General features: G+C 69.7%; 6 protein-coding genes and 1 pseudogene. 5 read left to right on the forward strand and 2 right to left on the reverse strand.

Annotation, left to right across the window (positions count from 1 at the left end; all coding sequences use genetic code 11):
- Both ACFULQ_RS48440 and ACFULQ_RS48445 read left to right on the forward strand, forming a co-directional pair.
- A partial coding sequence (locus ACFULQ_RS48440) for an SDR family NAD(P)-dependent oxidoreductase (protein WP_383558058.1) occupies nt 1-708 on the forward strand: 708 nt, incomplete at its 5' end.
- Between the two features lie 2 nt (nt 709-710).
- On the forward strand, nt 711-1,439 hold the full coding sequence (locus ACFULQ_RS48445) for an SDR family NAD(P)-dependent oxidoreductase (RefSeq protein ID WP_383558060.1): 729 nt from the start codon (nt 711-713) through the stop codon (nt 1,437-1,439).
- 256 nt (nt 1,440-1,695) lie between these two features.
- Here ACFULQ_RS48445 and ACFULQ_RS48450 read toward each other — a convergent pair whose 3' ends face one another.
- Together ACFULQ_RS48450 and ACFULQ_RS48455 are read right to left on the reverse strand one after the other, a co-directional pair.
- Nucleotides 1,696-2,076 (reverse strand): RICIN domain-containing protein, encoded by a 381-nt coding sequence (locus ACFULQ_RS48450; RefSeq protein ID WP_383558068.1) that lies wholly within the window; start codon nt 2,074-2,076, stop codon nt 1,696-1,698.
- Nucleotides 2,077-2,080: 4 nt separating this feature from the next.
- Nucleotides 2,081-2,215 (reverse strand): annotated as a pseudogene (locus tag ACFULQ_RS48455) (DUF4956 domain-containing protein); the annotation flags it as partial.
- Between the two features lie 229 nt (nt 2,216-2,444).
- Here ACFULQ_RS48455 and ACFULQ_RS48460 point away from each other — a divergent pair.
- Genes ACFULQ_RS48460 through ACFULQ_RS48470 form a run of 3 tightly spaced genes read left to right on the forward strand, consistent with a single transcriptional unit; the run spans nt 2,445 to nt 5,202 of the window.
- Entirely contained in the window at nt 2,445-3,215 is a 771-nt protein-coding gene (locus tag ACFULQ_RS48460) for an SDR family NAD(P)-dependent oxidoreductase (RefSeq protein WP_383558071.1), read from the forward strand.
- 5 nt (nt 3,216-3,220) lie between these two features.
- A complete protein-coding gene (locus tag ACFULQ_RS48465; protein WP_383558063.1) occupies nt 3,221-3,673 on the forward strand; it encodes a VOC family protein in 453 nt (150 codons plus the stop codon).
- Nucleotides 3,670-5,202: an MFS transporter gene (locus tag ACFULQ_RS48470; protein WP_383558065.1), complete on the forward strand. Its 1,533-nt coding sequence runs from the start codon at nt 3,670-3,672 to the stop codon at nt 5,200-5,202. Before ACFULQ_RS48465 ends, ACFULQ_RS48470 begins: the two co-directional genes overlap by 4 nt.
- Nucleotides 5,203-5,233: the final 31 nt, after the last annotated feature.

Raw genomic sequence — 5,233 nt, forward strand, 5'->3', positions numbered from 1 at the left:
GGACGGCGACGCGACGCGCTCGTCAGGGTGGCGGACGGCTGCGGTGGCACCGCGCACGTCGCCGATGTCACCGTCCGCGGCGACGTCGAGGAACTGGTCGCCGCCGTCGTACACGAACACGGCCGGGTCGACGGGGTCGTCGCGAACGCCGGCATCATGCGCCCGGGCGGCGTGACCGACCTCTCCGACGAGGACTGGGACGCCACCCTGCGCACCAACCTCACCTCCGTGTTCCTTCTCGCCCGCGCCACCCTGCCCGAACTCACCCGCACCCGGGGCGCGTTCGTCACCGTCGGCTCCATCGCGGGGCTGCGTGCCCCGTCGGGCATGGCCGCGTACGCCGCCTCCAAGGCCGGCGCGGCGATGCTGACGGCGTCGATCGCCACCGAGTTCGGACCGCTCGGCGTCCGTGCCAACACCGTCTGCCCGGGCTGGACCCGTACCGAGATGGCCGACCAGGAGATGCGTGAGTTCGGCGAACCGCTCGGCCTGGGCATCGACGCGTCGTACGACGCCGTCACGGCCCTGGTGCCGCAGCGCCGGCCGGCCCTGGCGGAGGAGATCGCCGACGCCGTGCTCTGGCTGCTCGGTCCCGGGGCGTCGTACGTCAACGGCACCACCCTCACCGTGGACGGCGGCACCACCATGGTCGACCCGGGGGCCGTCCCCTTCGACTTCTCCCTCGCCCCCCGTCAGATCGAGGACTGACAGTGGACCTTCGCCTCAAGAGCCGTACGGCTCTGGTCACCGGCGGTGGCAGCGGCATCGGGCGGGCCACCGTCACCGCCCTGCTCGCCGAGGGCGTCACCGTGACCGTGCTCGACCTGGCCCCGCCCCCACCCGGCCTCCCCGACGGCGTGCGCTGGCACACCGGAGACGTCACCGACGAGGAGTCCCTCGCCGAGGCGGTGCGCGCCTGCGGCGGCCCTGACATCGCCGTGGGCTGCGCCGGCGTCTCCGGTCCCATGGGCAAGTCACCGGCGGACATCACCCACGCGGAGTTCACGCGGACGATCGAGGTCAACCTCACCGGCCAGTTCCTGCTGGCGAAACACGCGTCGGCCGCCATGCGGGCCAGGGGCGGCGGCGCGATCGTCTTCGTCGCCTCGGACTCCGGGTTCGTCGCCGCGCCCGGCATGGTGCCGTACTGCGCCTCCAAGGGCGGTGTCCTGATGCTGGCCAAGGCCCTCGCCACCGACCTGGAGCGGGACGGCGTACGGGTCAACTGCGTGGCCCCCAGCATCGTCGACACCCCGATGTCCCGCACCGACCTCGGTCTGACCGAGGCCGGGTTCGAGGGCCAGCCCTACCCCGTGCACCGCACCGAGGAGATCGCCGCGGCCATCTGCTACCTCGTCTCGGACCTCGCGCGAGGCGTCAACGGTACGGCGCACGTCATGGACTTCGGGGCACTGGCCCGGTCGGCGTTCCCGGCGTGACGCGCGTGAACAGCCGTCCCGCCGGGCCCTGATCGGCCGGATCCCGGCGGATGCCCCCGTGAGGTGATGCTGCGCGGGCCGGCCACCGCCGCGCCGAGCTGGTCGTCGACGCTCTCGACACGGTTGCCGGACCGGGCTGTCCGGAGCGCGGCCGCAGCATCCACACCGACGCCGGATCGGCGTACACCTCGGCTCAATTGTGCTACCTGGCAGGCGAGTTGTGGCTACGGTAGACCATGGGCAGGACGGGTGTCTGCTACGGCGACGAGGAGATCGGAACCAGCGCCCGGGACGACCGGGTCGGCGCACGGGCCGACGCCCTCACGTTCATCGAGCCCCACGACAACCGCAAGGCACCCGCGCACGACATCACCAGCAGGGGCCAGATGATCCAGCGGTGGTCGGCTGTTCCGGTGTCCGACCATTGCAGCACGTTCTCGTTGTCGGCCGTGGACATCTCCTGGATGCCGAGGACGAGACCGCTGCCGGCGTTGACGAGGCAACGGTGGGGGGCTGAGCCGATGTTCCAGCAGACGGTGTAGGTGTGACCGTGTGCGTCGTGGAACGGGCCGAGGTCGACGGTGGAGCCGTTCGCGGTGTCGGCGAAGGTGAGCGGGCCGGTGGAGGTCCGCTTGATCGTGGACGAAGCCCACGTCCCTGGTTTCCTGGATCGCGTTCCGGAAGCGGATCACGGACAACGCGCCGACCAGTGCGAACGCCCGGGCCAGGTTCGATCCGACCACGAGCATGATCAACGCGACATGCACACCGGTGACTCGTCGGTGACGCCGTCGAGGTCCCCGCAGTGGAGGGGTTCATGAGAATGGTCGGTGGATTCCATAAGCCTTGAAGGTGACTGGACCACGGGCGGCCGACTCCCTGCCCCATACCAGCCATCCGCACTCCCGATGGCGCTTCGTTGCCCTGTTTCTTGTTCCGGTCATGGGCCGCACCTACGCTGCCAGAACCGCACTTCCGCGGCATCGGACAAGGGATACGGAAAACATGGGTCGACTTGCCGGGAAAATCGCCTTCATCAGTGGAACAGGGGCCGGAATCGGCCGCGCGGCTGCTCAGGTGTTCGCCGCGGAGGGCGCCCTCGTATTCGGCTGTGACATCGACGAGATCCGAGCGGCGGAAACGGTGGCAACAGTGGAAAAGGAAGGGGGTGTCATGCGCTCCCTCGCCCCGGTCGACCTTTCCACCGAGGAGGGGGCCCGCCAGTGGATCGAGGCCGGTATCGAGGCCTTCGGTGGGATCGACATCCTCTACAACAACGCCTCAGCGCTACGGAACGGCCCGTTCGAGTCGATGCCTGCGCAGGACTGGTACTTCACCATCAAGAACGAACTCGACATCCCGTACTTCTGCACGCAGGCCGCGTGGCCGCACCTGATCGCGCGCGGTGGCGGCGCCGTTCTGAACGTGGCCTCCGTGGCGGCCGTACGGGGCGCTCCGTTCATGCCGATGGTGCCGCACGGCGCCGCCAAGGGCGGAGTCCTGGCCATGAGCATGCACCTGTGTGCCGCGGGCGCCCCCCACGGCATCCGGGTCAACACCATCGCCCCCGGCATGATCCGCACCTCCGCCACCGCGCCGTTCCTCGACGACCCGAACGGGCCGAAGGCGCACCTGGAGGCAAGGATTCCGGTCGGGCGTGTGGGGCAGCCGGAGGACATCGCGCACGCCGCCGCGTTCCTCTGCTCCGACGAGGCGGCGTTCGTGAACGGCGCCAACCTCATGGTCGACGGCGGCGACAGCGCCATGGCGGGCTGACGGCCATGGAGGCGCGACTCGATCACATCGGCGTCAACGTCCGTGACCTCGCCGCCCAGACCACGTGGTACCAGGCCGCGTTCGGGCTGCGCATCGTCTTCGAGTTCCACCTGGAGGGACCCGGCCTGAGCGCGGTCGTCCTGGAACACCCCGACGGCTGGCGCATCGAACTGCTCGCCCGGCCCGGGTCGGCCCCCGGCCTGCGTGCCCCGGGTCCGGCAGCCGCCGTCCTGACCGAGGGATACGGACACTTCGCGGTCACCACCCCGGAGCTGGAACCCGTGTACGCGGCCCTCTTGGCGCACGGCGCGGGTGAGGTCATGAAACCCGGCGACTCACCCGAGCCGGGTGTGCGCATGGCCTGGGTCAGTGACCCCGAAGGAAATCTCATCGAACTCATAGAGAAGAACACGGAACTGAGCGCCGACCGGAAGACGGAAAGAGGGAACCCGCGATGACACGAACCATCTCTCTGAGGAATATTGACCCGGGAACGCTCATATCCTGCTGCCTTGCGGTTGCCGCGGCACAGATGTGCATTACGGTTCCGGCGCCCATCAACGGGGAGATCCAGGCCGCTTTCGGAGCATCCGGATCCCAGGTGGCGTGGGTGACCCTTGCCTTCATTCTTCCCACCGCGATTCTGGAACTGAATTTCGGGGTGCTGGGCGATCTCTTCGGACGTAAACGACTGTTGGTGGGCGGCGGATTCGTTCTGGCCCTCGGCCAACTGCTCAATGCCACTTCGCAGAACGTGACGATGCTGTGGACCGGCCAGGCCCTGGCCGGTATCGGAGCCGCCGCGCTCTTCCCGAGTTCCCTCGCCGTGATCGCCGCCGCGACCCCGGGGGAGAAGGACCGCGCCAAGGCCGTGTCGACCTGGGCGCTGAGCATCTCCATCGCCTCGGCCGTGGGCCCGCTGTCCTCCGGCGTGCTCGCCACCGTCGCCGACTTCCGGTGGGCGTTCGTTCCACCGATCGTCCTCGGTCTGGTCGTCGCTGTCTCTTCTTGGATCCTCGTCACGGACTCCAGGGCCCCCGAGGGCCGCGCACTCGACTGGCCTGGTCAGGTCACGGTCGCCGTCGGCCTGACCGCTCTGCTGTGGGGCGTCATCGAGGGCGGCGAGCGTGGCTGGAGCAGTCCCGCGATCGTCGGTTCGCTCTCCCTCGCCGCGGTGGCCCTGGTCGCCTTCCTCATCGTCGAGAAGCGCGCCGAGTCCCCGATGTTCAACCTGGACCTGCTGAGGATCCCCTCCTTCGCGGCGTCCTCGGTCGTCGCCCTGGTCGGCATGTTCGGCTTCATCGGCACCGGGTACGTCGTCTCGATCCGCCTGGGCGCGGTCATGCACCTCAGCGCCCTGCGGGCCAGCCTTCCCTTCGTCATCCTGCAGTTGATCCCGCTGCTGCTGGCACCCGTGCTGAGCAAGATGCTCACCCGTGTCGACGCGCGCTGGCTGCTGACGGGAGGGCTGCTGCCGATGGCCGCCGGCCAGTTCTGGATCGCGGCTCTGCCCGTCACCACCACCTCCCTGACCGCCTTCATCGGTCCGGTGCTGCTGCTGGGCGTCGGCTTCATCTGCGTCGTGTCCTCGCTGACCTCGGCCGCCGTCAACGCCGTACCGATCGAGAAGACCGGCATGGCCAGCGGTGCGACCAGCCTGGTGCGGGAGTTCGGCCAGGCCCTCGGCCCGGCGGTCATCAGCACCGTCGCGCTGAGCATCGCCTCCTCGGCGTTGGCCGGGAAACTCAGTGGTGCCGACGCCGGCATGGAGGCGGCGGCCGGGCCGCTCGCCGTGGTGAGCGCCGGCAGCGAGAGCGCCCGTGCGGCGGCTCAGTCGGCCCTCGGCCACGGCATGGCCGTGGGCGTGGTGATCTGCGGTTGCGCCTCCCTGCTGGGCGCGGTGGCCACCCTGCTGTTGGTACGGAAGAACCCCGGCCGCCAGGCTGCCGAGACGGGTGAGCCGGCGATCCAGGCGGCCTCCGCCTGAATCGAGGCACGATGTGGGAGAGGCCGGGGCC

Source organism: Streptomyces sp. NPDC057253 (assembly GCF_042669125.1).
Taxonomy (GTDB): Bacteria; Actinomycetota; Actinomycetes; order Streptomycetales; family Streptomycetaceae; genus Streptomyces.

Excerpts from the sequence above, each read along its gene's own strand:
- ACFULQ_RS48460 (WP_383558071.1), top strand. The coding sequence starts at position 2,445 with ATGGGTCGACTTGCCGGGAAAATCGCCTTCATCAGTGGAACAGGGGCC.
- ACFULQ_RS48465 (WP_383558063.1), top strand. The coding sequence starts at position 3,221 with ATGGAGGCGCGACTCGATCACATCGGCGTCAACGTCCGTGACCTCGCC.
- ACFULQ_RS48470 (WP_383558065.1), top strand. The coding sequence starts at position 3,670 with ATGACACGAACCATCTCTCTGAGGAATATTGACCCGGGAACGCTCATA.